General features: G+C 41.0%; 16 protein-coding genes. 7 read left to right on the forward strand and 9 right to left on the reverse strand.

Going from position 1 to position 14,029, the window contains the following annotated elements:
- Window positions 1–13 precede the first annotated feature (13 nt).
- Window positions 14–748 carry a phosphodiester glycosidase family protein gene (locus ACE01R_RS11155; RefSeq protein WP_395551256.1) on the reverse strand — a complete coding sequence of 245 codons (735 nt, stop codon included), beginning with the start codon at window positions 746–748 and terminating at the stop codon, window positions 14–16.
- Window positions 749–932: 184 nt separating this feature from the next.
- Here ACE01R_RS11155 and ACE01R_RS11160 point away from each other — a divergent pair, with 184 nt between their 5' ends.
- Entirely contained in the window at window positions 933–1,466 is a 534-nt protein-coding gene (locus tag ACE01R_RS11160; protein ID WP_395551257.1) for a lecithin retinol acyltransferase family protein, read from the forward strand.
- 139 nt (window positions 1,467–1,605) lie between these two features.
- On the opposite strand, the gene ACE01R_RS11165 is transcribed toward ACE01R_RS11160, so the two are convergent.
- From ACE01R_RS11165 to ACE01R_RS11175, 3 genes are all read right to left on the reverse strand, one after another.
- A complete protein-coding gene (locus ACE01R_RS11165) occupies window positions 1,606–2,067 on the reverse strand; it encodes an SRPBCC domain-containing protein (protein WP_395551258.1) in 462 nt (153 codons plus the stop codon).
- Between the two features lie 119 nt (window positions 2,068–2,186).
- On the reverse strand, window positions 2,187–3,098 hold the full coding sequence (locus ACE01R_RS11170) for a bestrophin family protein (protein WP_395551259.1): 912 nt from the start codon (window positions 3,096–3,098) through the stop codon (window positions 2,187–2,189).
- 130 nt (window positions 3,099–3,228) lie between these two features.
- Window positions 3,229–4,953 (reverse strand): glutamine--tRNA ligase/YqeY domain fusion protein, encoded by a 1,725-nt coding sequence (locus ACE01R_RS11175; protein ID WP_395551260.1) that lies wholly within the window; start codon window positions 4,951–4,953, stop codon window positions 3,229–3,231.
- Window positions 4,954–5,118: 165 nt separating this feature from the next.
- On the opposite strand from ACE01R_RS11175, the gene ACE01R_RS11180 reads away from it, so the two are divergent.
- Together ACE01R_RS11180 and ACE01R_RS11185 are read left to right on the forward strand one after the other, a co-directional pair.
- Window positions 5,119–5,628 (forward strand): peptidylprolyl isomerase, encoded by a 510-nt coding sequence (locus tag ACE01R_RS11180; protein ID WP_166168257.1) that lies wholly within the window; start codon window positions 5,119–5,121, stop codon window positions 5,626–5,628.
- 118 nt (window positions 5,629–5,746) lie between these two features.
- Entirely contained in the window at window positions 5,747–6,466 is a 720-nt protein-coding gene (locus tag ACE01R_RS11185; RefSeq protein WP_395551261.1) for a UDP-2,3-diacylglucosamine diphosphatase, read from the forward strand.
- An 87-nt stretch (window positions 6,467–6,553) separates the two neighbouring features.
- Here the strand turns inward: ACE01R_RS11185 and hpaI are convergent, their stop codons facing one another.
- Window positions 6,554–7,351 carry a 4-hydroxy-2-oxoheptanedioate aldolase gene (gene hpaI / locus ACE01R_RS11190; protein WP_395551262.1) on the reverse strand — a complete coding sequence of 266 codons (798 nt, stop codon included), beginning with the start codon at window positions 7,349–7,351 and terminating at the stop codon, window positions 6,554–6,556.
- 251 nt (window positions 7,352–7,602) lie between these two features.
- Here hpaI and nfsB point away from each other — a divergent pair, with 251 nt between their 5' ends.
- Window positions 7,603–8,256 carry an oxygen-insensitive NAD(P)H nitroreductase gene (gene nfsB / locus ACE01R_RS11195; protein WP_395551263.1) on the forward strand — a complete coding sequence of 218 codons (654 nt, stop codon included), beginning with the start codon at window positions 7,603–7,605 and terminating at the stop codon, window positions 8,254–8,256.
- Window positions 8,257–8,430: 174 nt separating this feature from the next.
- Window positions 8,431–8,601 carry a hypothetical protein gene (locus ACE01R_RS11200; RefSeq protein ID WP_395551264.1) on the forward strand — a complete coding sequence of 57 codons (171 nt, stop codon included), beginning with the start codon at window positions 8,431–8,433 and terminating at the stop codon, window positions 8,599–8,601.
- Window positions 8,602–8,949: 348 nt separating this feature from the next.
- Here ACE01R_RS11200 and ACE01R_RS11205 read toward each other — a convergent pair whose 3' ends face one another.
- From ACE01R_RS11205 to ACE01R_RS11220, 4 genes are all read right to left on the reverse strand, one after another.
- Complete coding sequence (locus ACE01R_RS11205; protein ID WP_395551265.1) at window positions 8,950–9,813, reverse strand: EamA family transporter; 864 nt, start codon at window positions 9,811–9,813, stop codon at window positions 8,950–8,952.
- 96 nt (window positions 9,814–9,909) lie between these two features.
- Complete coding sequence (gene fba, locus ACE01R_RS11210) at window positions 9,910–10,947, reverse strand: class II fructose-bisphosphate aldolase (protein ID WP_395551266.1); 1,038 nt, start codon at window positions 10,945–10,947, stop codon at window positions 9,910–9,912.
- Window positions 10,948–11,069: 122 nt separating this feature from the next.
- A complete protein-coding gene (locus tag ACE01R_RS11215) occupies window positions 11,070–11,342 on the reverse strand; it encodes a hypothetical protein (RefSeq protein ID WP_395551267.1) in 273 nt (90 codons plus the stop codon).
- A gap of 142 nt (window positions 11,343–11,484) precedes the next feature.
- Complete coding sequence (locus ACE01R_RS11220) at window positions 11,485–12,672, reverse strand: phosphoglycerate kinase (RefSeq protein ID WP_395551268.1); 1,188 nt, start codon at window positions 12,670–12,672, stop codon at window positions 11,485–11,487.
- Window positions 12,673–12,813: 141 nt separating this feature from the next.
- Between ACE01R_RS11220 and ACE01R_RS11225 the strand changes: the two genes are divergently transcribed.
- Entirely contained in the window at window positions 12,814–13,197 is a 384-nt protein-coding gene (locus tag ACE01R_RS11225; protein WP_086196374.1) for a DUF2237 family protein, read from the forward strand.
- Window positions 13,197–13,790: a Maf family protein gene (locus tag ACE01R_RS11230; RefSeq protein ID WP_395551269.1), complete on the forward strand. Its 594-nt coding sequence runs from the start codon at window positions 13,197–13,199 to the stop codon at window positions 13,788–13,790. Before ACE01R_RS11225 ends, ACE01R_RS11230 begins: the two co-directional genes overlap by 1 nt.
- Window positions 13,791–14,029 lie beyond the last annotated feature (239 nt).

Below are 14,029 nucleotides of genomic sequence, written 5' to 3' on the forward strand. Positions count from 1 at the left end.
TTGATGATTTAATTCATTGAGCAAAACAGTTACGTTGCTCGACATAGGCAACTATTGCTCCTAAATTAAACAGTGAGTCTGCGTGCTTTAATTGTGGAATATAGGCACTTGAGATTGAGCCATCCAGATATAAGGCCTGTTGCACTTTAAGCTGCTGTTTAAAAAATTGTGCAAACTGATAAAAACTCAGCGCATTTCGACTGATGACGAAATATAAGGTTTGATCTTTAATGCCCACGGCATTACGAATTTTAAATGAGTCGGAATTTTTTAAAAACCTGGGATTAATCTGCCCATCAATCACCAGCATGGGTCCAGATTGTGTCGCGTATTCAGCATTAAACCTAAGCTTTTGATAATCTTCCGTCTTTGCGATCAGGCTGCGATGCTGATTCCAGGCCAATACACCATTCGGTTGCAGATGAAAATTGCCATATGCCTGTTTTACCGTATTAAGTTTTTGCTGTTGCTGGGATGCTTCAATATATAACCCGACCGGAGAATAGTCTGTATGATACATACCTGCATTCATGGCAAATAATAGCTTTTCACATGGTTTCAGCTGCTCTGCTACGGCCTTGAATTTACGCAGCGGTTGATGGGTTTGGCTATCATTTAAAAACAGGCGCAGGTTTTGTGGCTGATCAATCTGAACAATGTCTACATCCACAGTACACTCTGCCAGTGCTGGGTATAAAGGTCTGCATAAGTGATGCTGGTCAAACCGAGTAAGGTGATAACTGCACATTTTATTAACAATATTTTCTTCATGCTGGTATGGCTCATGAGGTATGCTGAATCCTCACATTTATACTGTGATGTAGTTGTGATATAAAAGCCTGTCAGCTTAGTGAAACAGTCGATTCTTTCACAAAGAAGAAGTAAACTAGCTCACTAAAATATATTTGTAACTTTATTGGTTAAACGTCTACATGCAACAGCAGAAAATACGATTTCCTTTAGGGGCACATCTTATAGTTAAACACTTTGGATATTCTCATCACGGCATCTATGCAGGTCGTGGCCGGGTTATTCATTATTCAGGTTTTGCCCATTTATTTAAGAAACGCCCCATTGAGATTACCTCAGTAGAAAAATTCAGCTTTGGCAAAACCATTATTATCCAGCAATATCACAATCCCAAATTTCGCGGCCGCAAAGTGGTACGGCGTATGCGTTCGCGCATGAACGAAAACCAGTATCATCTGATTATTAACAACTGCGAACACTTATGTACCTGGGCCATTACCGGTGTCGAAAGTAGTCCGCAGGTCATCCACATGATGAACCGTTTAACCACCATTGGTTATGTCAGTTCCCTCATGAGCTTTATGAACAGCATGTTGCTGACCCTCACCACCACCTGTTTTGCCCTAGTGTTGTACATCAAGAAAAAGTTACGCGATAAGGCAAAAAAAAGGATTCCGCATTATTTATTGTTAAAAGAACAAAATCCCAAGCAGTGATTAAACCGGCCTGTCTCTTCTGTTGCAGAATAAAATTGCAATCACCCCTAGACATCCAGATATTTTAGCCAGCTTTAGGGCAACTACTTCTCCACCTGCATACCAAGTAACCAACGATCAAGACCGTTTAACTTCAGGTTTATATCACCCCCATTTCAGCAAAGGGCGGAAACTTGTCATTCACCAGATTTAACTGCGCGCCATATTCCAGATAAGCTTTGCAGCCATCCAGCACAGTAGTAAAACCGCCTGTTTGCTCAATAGCAAAAGCAAGTAAGTCTGAGCCTTCCAGTGGAATATCATAATTGCGAATGCGAAGATAAGTTTCGTGTGCTGTCAACTTCTCAAAAATGAAGTCTACCGTGCTCTTGGGCTCGCCCCAGATGATCTGGATCAGTTCATTGTTAATCAACTGTTCTACGTACACACTTATGGTCACTTCATATTTTTCCCAATACCAGTCTACCGTTGAGTTTTCTATCAAGTGTCCGGTAGATGAAGTAAACCAAAACTTGCTGGTGATTTCGGGGTCAATAAAGGCATTAAACACCTCTGCAACCGGTTTGCGAATTAACATCTGGGTTTCTATGACTACGCTCATTGATATCTTCCTTTTTATTCTTCTTCTCAGTGATAGCACACATCTGAAATTCATGGCTATCACTGAATTGTTAAAGACTTAAACGGCGCCGTGTAGAAGCAAAAATGATTTTTCTAAACTTAACTTAAATTACCTTTATAGCTTGAAAGTACTGGCGGAATTTCAGCCCCTAATGAACTTAACATTTCCCGTTCAATATTTCGCACAATCGAATTAAGGGGTAAATCATTTTCCTGAAGTCCAAATGGTTCTTCCAACTCTGCGCTGAGCGCATCCAAACCTAAAAACAAATAGGCAATTAATGCCACAATTACAGGTGTCCAAATACCGAAACTCGCTTCAATACTGAACGGCAAAATTAAACAGAATGAATAAACTGCCCGATGCAATAAAACTGAATAAGAAAATGGCAATGGCGTAGTCATAATACGATCACAGCCTGCATGAATATCGCCCATGGCAACCGTATGTCGAGTCAAGGTGCTATAAATAATGTCGCTGATTTGACCTTGCTTATAACACAGCACCAAATCTTTCTGGATGATCTCAAGTAAATACTGTGGTGCATTGATATGTTCAGCACATTGCCGCCATTGCACATCGCTTAAATTGACAGCATTTCGGAAATGTTGAATATCTGTTGCTTGATGACGTAACCGGTCGCGTAGCAGGTAGCAAAATAACATAACCCGATACATCAAAATCTGACGTTGAGAATTTTCCAGCACATGACCATCACGAATAATATGCCGTGTATTGGCAATCAGTGCACCCCAAAGCTTGCGCCCTTCCCACCAGCGGTCATAACAAGCCGTATTCCTAAAACTTAAGAAGATCGAAAGAATCACACCGAAGATGGTAAAGCCAATGGCAGGAACTTCTGGCATACTCAAGAAATGTGCTGCACTTAAATACACCAACAGTGCCGATAAACTGACTACAACCGCTAGAGCTGGCATCACTTTCGGTAAAATTGTGCCATGCCACGCAAATAACAGCATAAAGCTATTATTCTTATCTCGAATAATCACAAATTTACCCTCATGAAACCTAGTCGCTTCAATGTTTATAAAATAGCTGTCATGAAAAAGCCCAACCGAAGTTGAGCTTGATCTAAACATTTTTGACTCAACAGTGAATCATCCTAGACAATCAACAAAGTTATTTTCCAGGCTTAAAGCTGTCTTTTAAGTCCAGAATACGGTTAAACACTGGTTTTGCTGCTGTGTGATCATATTGATCTGCCACGAAGTAGCCTTCACGCTCAAACTGGAAGCGGTCTTCAGGCTTCGCCTCTGCCAAAGCAGGTTCAATCACCGCTTGAACCACTTTGAGTGATGCAGGGTTTAAGTTGGCAAGGAAGTCATCGCCCACTTCTGGGTCAGATTCGGTGAATAAACGGTCGTAGATACGCACTTCTGCAGGCACACCTTGAGTTGCAGATACCCAGTGAATAACGCCTTTCACTTTACGTCCTTCCGGGTTCTTGCCTAAAGTTTCCGGGTCAATTGAACATTTCAATTCAACCACTTGACCATTTTCATCTTTAATCACTTCATCACACTTAATCACGTAGGCATGACGTAAACGCACTTCACCTTGTGGGATTAAACGTTTAAAGCCTTTAGGCGGCACTTCTTCAAAGTCTTTACGGTCAATGAAGATCTCAGACGTTAATGGAATGATACGCTCGCCCATGTCGACGTTTGGATGACGTGAGTGAGTCAGATCCATATCGCTTGGTAGGTTCGTTAATGTCACTTTGATTGGATCAAGCACAGCCATACCACGTGCAGCGGTATTTTCCAAAGACTGACGAATGCAGTATTCAAGCATGGCTACATCGACAATACTGCCATCGACCTTCGATACACCGACACGTTTACAGAAATCGCGCAGGCCTTCTGGTGTAAAACCACGACGGCGCATGCCGACTACGGTTGGCATACGTGGATCATCCCAACCTTGTACAAAGCCACCTTCTACCAGTTTACGCAGTTTACGCTTAGAGGTGATGGTGTAATCGACATTTAAACGGCTAGATTCATACTGATGCGGAACAGCTGGTGATTTCACTTTCTCCACAATCCAGTCATAGAATGGACGGTGATCCTGGAATTCCAAAGTACATAGCGAGTGTGTAACACCTTCAATGGCATCTGATAATGGATGCGCATAGTCGTACATCGGGTACATTTTCCATTTATCGCCGGTTTGGTGATGTTCAGAATGCAATACCCGGTACATAATCGGATCGCGCATATGTACGTTCGGTGATGCCATATCAATTTTGGCACGCAGTACTGCCTGACCTTCACCCAGCTCGCCATTACGCATTTGTTCAAAACGCGCCAGGTTTTCTTCTACAGTCGCATCACGGTATGGAGAGTTTTTACCTGGCTCTACAAATGAACCACGGTTTAACTTGATTTCTTCAGGTGTTTGTAAATCTACATAGGCATCGCCCTGTTCAATCAGTTGTACCGCCCATGTGTACAATTGATCGAAATAGCTTGATGCGTAGCGCGGTTCACCATTCCAGTTAAAACCGAGCCATTTTACATCGTTGGCAATACCATCCACATATTCTTGTTCTTCTGCGTCTGGGTTGGTATCGTCAAAACGCAAGTTACATACGCCATCAAATTCTTGCGCAATACCAAAGTTCAAACAAATCGCTTTCACGTGACCAATGTGCAAATAACCATTTGGCTCTGGTGGAAAACGCGTCACCACTTGCTGTGTGCGGCCTGCTGCCAAATCGTCAGTAATGATCTGACGTACAAAATCTAAGCCCGGCTGTTGTTCTTGCTGCGCAGCATCGACAGGTTGAGTACTTGTTGTCGGGTTATTTGGCAGGGATGAAACAACATCATTCGGCTTCATAGTTGATAAATCACTTCTATAAGATAAAATAGGATAATTAAAACGCTTTTCTCCATTTTTAACAAAGAAAATAACGTTTTTGCTTGCCTTGTAGTTTACAGTTTGCTTATGCTTCTCTCAACCAAAAACCCATGGCTTTTTTGTCCATGATCAGGAGATTATAGAATGAGTTTTCCTCAAGTCGAATTAAACACCAATAAAGGACGTATTGTTCTTGAACTTAACTCAGAAAAAGCACCTAAAACTGTTGCTAACTTTTTGGAATACGTTCGTGATGGTTTTTATGATGGCGTAATTTTCCACCGTGTGATTGACGGTTTCATGATCCAGGGCGGTGGCATGGATGAAAATTTCAAAGAAAAAGCAACTCGCGATTCAATTGAAAACGAAGCAGACAACGGTTTAAGCAATGATGAAGGTACGATCGCAATGGCGCGTACACAAGCTCCTCATTCAGCTTCTGCTCAGTTCTTCATTAACGTGAAAAACAACTCTTTCCTTAACCATACTGGTAAAACAGCTCAAGGTTGGGGTTATGCCGTATTTGGTAAAGTAGTTGAAGGTATGGACGTTGTTGCTGATATCAAAGGCGTTCGTACAGGTAACCGTGGCTACCACGCTGACGTTCCTCTAGAGAACGTTGTAATTGAATCTGCAAAAATCATTTCTGAATAAAAAACGTCCTCTCCGTCTTTAATGAGTTTTAAAGCACTGCTTTAAAACGGAATAATGTTAAGGATATAGTTCCTCTATCCAATAGACGGACTTTGAGAGGAAGTATTAAGGAAAATAAGTGACCTATCTGTTTATCTCTGATTTACATTTGTCACCTGAACACCCTCGACTCGTTCGGGGGTTTTTGGATTTATTAGACAGTTATAAAGATAGAAATACCCAACTCTATATTTTGGGGGACTGGTTTAATGCCTGGATTGGCGATGACTATACTGCCCCTTGGCTAGATGAAATTATCCATGCTCTGCAAAATTTTCATCACGCTGGTAATCATGTTTATTTTCAGGCCGGCAACCGTGATTTTGCTTTAGGCAGAAAATTCTTAAAACAATTTAATGGCACATTACTGTCTGAACCAGCCATTTTAAAAATATCCGAAACCACATACCGTTTAGAACATGGTGACTTGCTCTGTACAGATGATGTGTCTTACCAAAAGTTCCGTAAAATCATTCGTAATCCATTCCTTTTAGCTGTGTTAAAACGCATGCCTTTAAGTTTTCGACAAAAACTGGCCAATGGTTTTCGTAAAAAAAGTGCAGAAACCAAGCAAGTGAAGTCTTATGACATCATGGATGTGAACCAGCAGGCGGTAAAAACTGGATTAAATGATGTCGATATCCTGATTCATGGCCATACACATCGCCCTGCGATACATGATATTCAGGGTAAAAAACGGATTGTGCTGGGAGACTGGCGTGAACATTCAGCACAAATTTTAGAGATTGACTCTGAGCAAAAAAATGTAAAATTAGAATTAAAGACTTGGGCTTATTAACTACAAATTTTTATTGCTGAGCTTCTATCATTACAGCTAAAGTCATTCAGACTCCATGATACTTAATATAGAAGCTCATATTAGAGATTAATAACCACCTTCAGTTTTTACCACTTCTGCATCACTTTTATATTTTGCCAAAAGTTCGCGTAGTGAATTCATCAAGACACTGGTATCCACACCTACAGCAACAAACTCGGTACCCAAATCAATATATTTTTGCGTCACTTCATGCGCCGTTGATAAAATCCCCGCTGCTTTACCAGATGCCCGAATGCGTTGAATGGCATCAACAACCGCTTTTTGTACTTCCGGATGATTAGGATTCCCCTGATAGCCCATAGTGGCAGACAAATCTACAGCGCCAATAAATACACCATCAATTCCCTCCACTTTTAAAATATCATCCAGATTTTCCAGACCTGTCACCGATTCAATCTGAATCAGCAGACAAATATTTTCATGGGCTGTTGCATAATAATCCGGGATACTGTTCCAACGCGTTGCACGTGCCAGTGCCGCACCTACACCACGAATCCCTTCTGGCGGATAGCGTACCGCTTTCACCATCAGCTCAGCCTGCTCAACCGTTTCCACCATCGGAATCAGTAAAGTTTGCGCCCCGATATCCAGTAATTGTTTAATCAGCTGTACACTGCCTATAGGTGGACGAACCACAGCCTGCGAGGGATAGGCCGCAATACTTTGTAATTGTGCCAGTGTGGTTCTTAAATCACTCGGCGCATGTTCACCATCGATGAGTAACCAGTCATAGCCCGCATTGGCAGCAATTTCAGTGCCGTAAGCATCTGCCAGACCAACCCACAATCCAATCTGCTGTTGGGTTTTTAATCGTTTTTTAAAATAGTTTGTATAATCTATCATTGTCCGACTCAATCTAAAGGCGATGTGATTATTCGATTAAACGTGATTTAGCAAAAAGTACCAATATTGATTTCGTATTTAGTCATTACATATAGCTATTATTTATTCATTTTATTAAGTTTTCTACTCTAAATTACAATAAATGTTCGCACTCTTTATGCCAAAATATAAGTTATCTAAAAATTCTTCTAAGCTATTTCCGCAATGAATCAGGTAAAATCATAAAAAATTTAATAGTGGAAAAGTCACTCATGGATTTATTAAACGTTTCAAAATCACGTTACACCACAAAAGCGTATGATCCAAGTAAAAAAATTCCTCAAGAGCAGTTTGAACGTTTATTAGAAATTCTGCGTCTCACTCCATCTTCCATCAATATTCAACCCTGGCATTTTTTTATTGCAGATCATCAAACTGCCAAAGAACGTATCGCCAAAGCACTGGTTGGAAAATATGCCTACAATGCGCCGAAAGTTTTAGATTCTTCTCATACCATTCTATTCTGTACCAAAGCGGATATTAGTGAACAGCATTTAGATACCTTGCTTAACCAGGATGATATCAGCGGTCGTTTTAAAGATGAAAAAGCCAAACAGGGGCAAAAAGACAGCCGTAGCGGTTATGTGGATTATTACCGTAATGAAAAAGGGGATATTCAGCGCTGGGCAGAAAATCAGACTTTTATTGCGTTAGGTCAACTACTGCTAGCAGCTGGTATTGAAGGTGTTGATGCCACGCCTATTGGCGGATTTGATGAACAGATCATTCGCCAGGAATTGGAATTAGATGAAAAAGGTTTAATTCCATCAGTGATTATGACACTGGGTTATCGCAGCGAAAATGATTTCAATGCTCAGTTGCCGAAGTCACGGCTGAGTCGTGAAGAAATTTTCACCAAGCTATGATTAAAAAAAATTACAATAAAAGGGGCTTATAAGCCCCTTTCATGTCATTTCAGGACTTATTTTTGCAACAGTATTAAGGTATATTGGCGCAAAAAATAAACGGTAGTACCTGTTATGCTTGCTGCTTCTAAAATGCCCATAAAATTTGAATGTCTATCTTGCAAAATGGTTTACATGCAGAAATACAGCTTAGATGCTATTTCGATTTCTTATCCTAAATGCCCTCATTGTCAGCAACCCGGTCAACTTCAGGGCACGATTGAAATGCAAGATCTACTCAAACATCCTATTGCTATGGCCAACTACTATTGGAAAGATATATTACAGCGCTTTCAACGCTCATGATTGAGCCAATATCTTGATTTTATAAAACTAAAAGCTTTCAAATACAGCGCATTTAAATGGGCTGTATATTTAATTTCAATTTTTTGCACTGACTATTTTATGGTCTGTTTTTTGCTTCATCCCCATCTATACCAATTAAAATTTTTAAGAGGTTCACTATGTCTATGTTTATGCCGATGCCTATGAAATTTGAGTGTCATCATTGCCAGCAATATTATCTTCACCTCTATCAACAAAAAGATCACCACTATCCAGCCTGTCCTAGTTGTAATCAAAATGGTTTGCTGTTGGGTTTGGCTGAAAAGGAAGATTTCCTGCAACATCCCTTGATTTTTGTATCGAGTTATATCAAACAGACATGGCATAAGCTAAGCAAATAACACTGGCTAATCCTAAAACCAGACCAAATGCTGTTGCAGGTTTTAATTTTTCTTTAAAGAGAATTAAGCCACTTAAGGCCCCCAAAATTACTACCAGAATGTTCATGCCTGCAAACACAATTGCAGGTGTGTCTTTTAATAACATATGTGCTTTAACATACAGGGCAATATTGGCAAAATTTAAAACGCCTAGCCCCAACCCAGCCAAGATGTTCTTTTTACTACCCACTGTTTTCGTTGTAAGGGCTATATAAGCCAACGACAAGATAAAGGCACAGATAAACATCAAGTTTAGTGCCACAGCAAACTGCACACCTAAGCCTGTCGTGTACTTGAGCAGCACATCGATCAAGGCATATCCTGACCAGACCAATGCCAGATAAAGCAAGCCTTGCTTTGAAAATGACTGCTCTTGTGCTGTTGCTTGATGTGAAAATAAAATACTCAGTACGGCGGAAATTCCTAATCCGATCCCGATCATTTTCAAGCTATTAAACTGTTCCTGAAAAATAAAAAAGGCGGCCAAGAGCGATAAAACCACAGATAAACGCTGGGCAATTTCAGTTTTGATAATACCGGCATATTGCAAGGATTTCGCCAGACATAGGAAAATGCTCGGCAATAACACACCTAAAGCTACAATGAGCCACCATGGCGTATCCATGACAGAAACATGCTGTAAATCCGGCTTAAACCATAAAAAACAGAGTACACTTGCAGACGCATAATTCCAGACTATCATCTGCAAGGCATCAAAACCTTTAGCCTTGCATAATTTCAACAAAATCGAGATGATGACACTACAGCATGCAGCAGCCAATATAAGTTCCATCTTTTGCCTTATTTTCCTGATTTATAATGGTTTAGAATTAGATACAGAAAAGCCCACAAGAAATGTGGGCTTTTGATTATAAATAATCTTTATCGATTATTTATAACGATTCACCATTTTCTCTAAAGAAATTGGACGAATCTTGTCTGCATGACCGGCAGTACCAAATGCTGTATAACGATCGATACAGATTTGTTTCATCGCATCTACAGTTGCAGCGAAGAATTTACGTGGGTCGAATTCGCTTGGTTTTTCAGCCATCATACGGCGCATTGCACCAGTAGAAGCCAAACGCAAGTCAGTGTCGATATTGATTTTACGAACACCGTGTTTGATTGCTTCAACCAGTTGTTCAACAGGCACACCATAAGTTTCTTTGATGTCGCCGCCGAATTCATTGATTACAGCCAACCATTCTTGTGGCACAGAGCTTGAACCGTGCATGACAAGATGGGTATTTGGTAACGCCGCATGAATTTCTTTAATACGGTCAATCGCCAGGATGTCGCCTGTAGGTGGACGAGTGAATTTGTAAGCACCGTGTGAAGTACCTACCGCAATCGCCAAGGCATCTACATCGGTATCAGCAACGAACGAACGTGCTTCTTCTACAGAAGTAAGGAGTTGAGAGTGGTCAAGAACGCCTTCAGCGCCTACGCCATCTTCTTCACCAGCCATACCAGTTTCAAGGCTACCCAAGCAACCAATTTCACCTTCAACTGAAACACCACAAGCGTGCGCCATTTGAACTGTACGACGAGTCACGTCTACGTTGTATTCGTAACTTGTAGGCGTTTTACCGTCTGCACCCAATGAACCATCCATCATTACAGATGAAAAGCCTAACTGGATAGAGCGTTGGCATACATCAGGGTCAGTACCATGATCTTGATGCATAACCACTGGAATATGTGGCCATTCTTCAATTGCTGCCAAAATTAAATGACGTAAGAACGGAGCGCCTGCATATTTACGAGCACCCGCAGATGCTTGAACAATAACAGGTGAATTCGTTTCGTCTGCGGCTAACATAATTGCGCGCATTTGTTCTAAGTTGTTTACGTTAAACGCTGGTACGCCGTAGTTGTGTTCTGCAGCGTGATCCAAGAGCTGGCGCATTGAGATTAGAGCCATAATATCCTCCCAGGTAATGCGCCATATTCTACATGGACTCAGGTTTCAATTCAGCAACAAAACACACTATTTCAAAAAAAATCCCTGCTTATGCAGGGACTTTTAAATAAAAAATGACAAACTTATTGGGCAGTTGCTGTAGAAGCAGCATCATCGGTAGCGGCAGTCGCTTCATCTGCTGGTGCATTTGCCACTTCAGCTGGTACATCGGTATTTTTTTCATCCAGAACTGGCTTATCCAGTGCATCAATCGCTTTTTGCTGTTCTGGTGTTGTTTGCTCCTCTGCTGCTGCAGAAGCTGCAGTTTCAGTTTTAGGCGCTTCATCTTTCTTGGCACACGCGGTCAAAGCTAAAGGTAAAATCACAAGTGCTGCAAGTGTTAATTTTAAGTTCATCACATTTTCCTACGACAGGAGATTTAATGACCGGAATTTTATTTCAGTTATATTGCATTTTTATGACTAAAAAATGAATCACTCAAATGAAAAAAAGGCTGACCGAAGTCAACCTTTTTTTCATTGCTGCCAAACTGCTTAATTAAGCACGTTCTAAAAGCACAGCAACTGCAGGAAGCGTTTTGCCTTCTACAAATTCAAGGAATGCACCGCCACCTGTTGAGATGTAGCCAATCTTGTCTGCAACTTCGTATTTATCAATTGCAGCCAAAGTATCACCACCACCTGCAATAGAGAAACCTTCCGATTCAGCAATAGCTAAAGAGAGCGCTTTAGTGCCTTCACCAAATTGATCCACTTCAAATACGCCTACAGGACCATTCCAAAGAATAGTTTTTGACGTTTTCAAGATTTCAGCAAAGGCTTTGGCAGTTTCTGGACCTACATCCAAAATCATGTCGTTGTCTGCAACATCTTCAACTTTTTTCACTATAGCTTTAGCCGCAGCCAATGAACCCAGGAAATCATCAAAATTAATTTCAGCAGCATCAGCAACCACTACGTCTGTTGGAAGCGGTACAGAAACTTTTGCCGCAATCGCTTTGGCTGTGTCGATCAAATCATTTTCACATAATGATTTACCAACATTGAAACCTGCCGCAGCAAGGAATGTATTGGCAATACCACCACCTACGATAATTTGATCACAAATATCAGAAAGTGAAGTTAACACGTCTAGTTTGGTTGAAACTTTAGAACCCGCAACAATGGCAACCATTGGTTTTTCAGGTGTTTTAAGTGCACGACCCAAAGCATCCAGCTCAGCTGCCAACAATGGACCCGCAGCAGCCACTTTAGCGAAACGCGCTACACCTTCAGTTGACGCTTCTGCACGGTGTGCAGTACCGAACGCATCCATCACAAATACATCGCAAAGTGCTGCATATTTTTGTGCAAGTTCAGGATTGTTTTTCTTTTCACCTACATTGAAACGGCAGTTTTCAAGTAATACGACTTGACCGGCCGCAACTTCAACACCATCCAAATAATCAGTAAATAATTTTACTTCTTGACCCAAAGCTTCAGTTAAATAAGCTGCAACAGGCGCTAAAGATTGTTCAGGTTTTGGCTCACCTTCAACTGGACGACCAAGGTGTGAATAAACCATTACTGCTGCACCTTTTTCCAAGGCCGCCTTAATTGTTGGTAATGCTGCGCGCAAACGTGCATCACTGGTAATTACACCATTTTTAACAGGCACGTTTAAATCTTCACGAATTAGTACACGCTTACCTGCCAAATCCAGGTCAGTCATACGCTGAAAGTTCATGTAGAGCTCACTTTATAGATATAAAAAACGCCCCGATTTTAAATGATTATGTAGAAAAAGGTTAGCATCTTTTGCAGAAAAGCTGTCGAAAGACAAAGTTTTGATTATCATAGTCAAAAGCCACCTCATGATTTAGAGCTTATGTCTATTCATCCAGATCCAAATATCAATCGCTTGAATGTTTTAGGCGAACCCTTGGCAAGCTGTTGCTACTCTCCTATTACGGGCTATTTTCGTAACGGCTTTTGCCATACTGCGACGACAGATCTAGGTCAGCATACCATGTGTGCACAAATGACCGCTGAGTTTCTGAATTTCTCTCAAAAAGTAGGTAATGACTTGATCACGCCTTTGCCAGAAGTAGATTTTCCGGGTTTAGAGCCGGGTGATTTCTGGTGTATTTGTGTGACCCGTTGGGTTGAAGCGTACCAGGCCGGTATTGCCCCTCCCATTAAAATTCAAGCTTGCCATCAAGCTGTGCTCTCCTATGTCCCGCTTGATGTGCTTATGGAATATGCAGTGTGATGAATACTCCCCAAATAATCTTGGCTTCAAGCAGTCAAACCCGTAAAGACCTGATGGATCGCCTTCGTATTGATTATCAAAGTATGGTGCCAAATATTGATGAATCACCTCGCGGTGAAAATCATGCCGATCATTTAGCCCAGCGACTGGCTTTTGAAAAAGCCAAAACGATTTCAGAACAGCATCCCGAAGCGATTGTGATTGGTTCTGACCAGGTGGCCTGGCGTGAAGGTGCACCGGATATTTTTATTGGCAAACCTTTGACTGTGGAAAAGGCTATTAAACAGTTACAGGCCAATTCTGACAAAATTGTTTATTTCAGTACTGCTTTAAGTGTCCAACAACTCTCTACTGGCTTTGAAAAAACCTTGGTTGAACATTACAAGGTCAAATTCCGTAAACTGGGTCTGGCTGAAATTGAACGCTATATTGAAGTCGAACAGCCTTTGATGTGTGCCGGCAGTTTTAAGTGTGAAAGCTTGGGGATTAGTTTGTTTGAACAGATGATTGGTCAAGACCAGACTACTTTAATGGGTATGCCGATGATTCAGCTGTGTCATATTCTGCGTCAGTTAAATGTATTAGTGCCTTAAAATCATCCTATTTGGGGAATTTAATATTCCCCCCCAATTTATCAATAGCATCACTCGCTGAATGTCCCTTATTTTTAATACAGCAAAGTACAACTCCGATAAATTCAATTTAAAATCTATAGTAGACTTCTTTCATAAATCATTTTTCTATTACTAAAATTCGTCCTTGAAGCCAAAATTTAAAATAGATTTTAGTAAGTATTGAATTCATGAGTGTGGCATCCATGCCACACGTTTCC

The sequence above is a fragment of the Acinetobacter sp. BSP-28 genome (genome assembly GCF_044130285.1).
Classification (GTDB): Bacteria; Pseudomonadota; Gammaproteobacteria; order Pseudomonadales; family Moraxellaceae; genus Acinetobacter.

What these genes read in the sequence shown, in the direction of transcription:
- ACE01R_RS11160 (WP_395551257.1), top strand. Translation starts at nt 933, where the DNA reads ATGCAACAGCAGAAAATACGATTTCCTTTAGGGGCACATCTTATAGTT.
- ACE01R_RS11225 (WP_086196374.1), top strand. Translation starts at nt 12,814, where the DNA reads ATGTCTATTCATCCAGATCCAAATATCAATCGCTTGAATGTTTTAGGC.
- ACE01R_RS11230 (WP_395551269.1), top strand. Translation starts at nt 13,197, where the DNA reads ATGAATACTCCCCAAATAATCTTGGCTTCAAGCAGTCAAACCCGTAAA.
- hpaI (WP_395551262.1), bottom strand. Translation starts at nt 7,351, where the DNA reads ATGATAGATTATACAAACTATTTTAAAAAACGATTAAAAACCCAACAG.
- ACE01R_RS11155 (WP_395551256.1), bottom strand. Translation starts at nt 748, where the DNA reads ATGTGCAGTTATCACCTTACTCGGTTTGACCAGCATCACTTATGCAGA.
- ACE01R_RS11220 (WP_395551268.1), bottom strand. Translation starts at nt 12,672, where the DNA reads ATGAACTTTCAGCGTATGACTGACCTGGATTTGGCAGGTAAGCGTGTA.
- ACE01R_RS11180 (WP_166168257.1), top strand. Translation starts at nt 5,119, where the DNA reads ATGAGTTTTCCTCAAGTCGAATTAAACACCAATAAAGGACGTATTGTT.
- ACE01R_RS11205 (WP_395551265.1), bottom strand. Translation starts at nt 9,813, where the DNA reads ATGGAACTTATATTGGCTGCTGCATGCTGTAGTGTCATCATCTCGATT.
- fba (WP_395551266.1), bottom strand. Translation starts at nt 10,947, where the DNA reads ATGGCTCTAATCTCAATGCGCCAGCTCTTGGATCACGCTGCAGAACAC.
- ACE01R_RS11175 (WP_395551260.1), bottom strand. Translation starts at nt 4,953, where the DNA reads ATGAAGCCGAATGATGTTGTTTCATCCCTGCCAAATAACCCGACAACA.
- ACE01R_RS11215 (WP_395551267.1), bottom strand. Translation starts at nt 11,342, where the DNA reads ATGAACTTAAAATTAACACTTGCAGCACTTGTGATTTTACCTTTAGCT.
- ACE01R_RS11200 (WP_395551264.1), top strand. Translation starts at nt 8,431, where the DNA reads ATGCAGAAATACAGCTTAGATGCTATTTCGATTTCTTATCCTAAATGC.
- ACE01R_RS11165 (WP_395551258.1), bottom strand. Translation starts at nt 2,067, where the DNA reads ATGAGCGTAGTCATAGAAACCCAGATGTTAATTCGCAAACCGGTTGCA.
- nfsB (WP_395551263.1), top strand. Translation starts at nt 7,603, where the DNA reads ATGGATTTATTAAACGTTTCAAAATCACGTTACACCACAAAAGCGTAT.